Annotated in this window: 1 protein-coding gene; it reads left to right on the forward strand. The window is 72.2% G+C overall.

Annotated elements, in window-relative coordinates; all coding sequences use genetic code 11:
- Positions 1 to 99 precede the first annotated feature (99 nt).
- Positions 100 to 974, forward strand: an 875-nt coding sequence (locus tag FV223_RS28550) for an ABC transporter transmembrane domain-containing protein (protein ID WP_246689855.1), incomplete at its 3' end; no start/stop codon positions are given.

Below are 974 nucleotides of genomic sequence, written 5' to 3' on the forward strand. Positions count from 1 at the left end.
GCGCTTGATCCGCGGCGGCCGGGGCGGCACACCCGCGCCACCGCCGCCTCGGGCGACGGTGGGCCGGCGCCCTTCGCCCGGACGATCTCGGAACCCGTGATGGCGCGCCTGAAGGGCGACACGATCCCCCTGCTCCGCCGGCTCTGGCGCGAGTGGCTGTCGCCGCACCGGGGCACGCTGGCCGTGGTGCTGGTGCTCATCGCCCTGGTCGGCGCCTCGACCGGCCTGTACCCGGCGCTGATCAAGGGCGCTTTCGACGCCTTCGACCGCAAGGATGCCGGCGCGCTGGCCTACGGCCCGCTGATCGTCATCGTCGTCACCTCGGTGCGCGGTTTCGCGCTGTTCGGCCAGACGGTGCTGACCAACCGTGTCGTGACCCGGGTCGAGGCCGACATGCAGGCCGCGCTCTACGGGCACCTGATCGACGCCGACCTGGCGCAGCTCGGGCGCGAGAGCCCGGCCGCCTTCACACAGCGCTTCACCACCGACTTCGCCTTCATCAAGGAGGCGCTGACCCGGATCTCGACCGTGCTGCTGCGCGACGTCGCCATGCTCGTCGGCCTCGTCGCGGCGCTGATCTGGATGGATCCGGTGCTGACGCTGGTGGCCGCGGTCACCGTGCCCTTCGTCGCCGGGCCGATCGGGCGGATCGGCAAGAAGCTCAGGCGCGTCTCCACCACCACCCAGGAGCAGATGGGTGCCACCGCCAGCCTGATTTCCGAGAGCCTCCAGGGGGTGCGCATCGCAAAAACCTACGCGATGGAGGGCTACCTCAAGGGCCGCGCGGCCGACGCGCTCGACTCGGTCCGGCGCCTGAAGATGAAGGCCGCCAACGCCCGCGGGCGCCTCGACCCGCTGCTCGAGGTCGGCGGCGGGTTCGCCGTGGCGGCGGTGCTGATGCTGGTCGGCCAGCGGGTGATGGCGGGCGAGCGCACGGTGGGCGACTTCACCGGCTACGTCGCCGCGCTCCTGCT

It is taken from the genome of Methylobacterium sp. WL116, assembly GCF_008039455.1.
Lineage (GTDB): Bacteria > Pseudomonadota > Alphaproteobacteria > Rhizobiales > Beijerinckiaceae > Methylobacterium.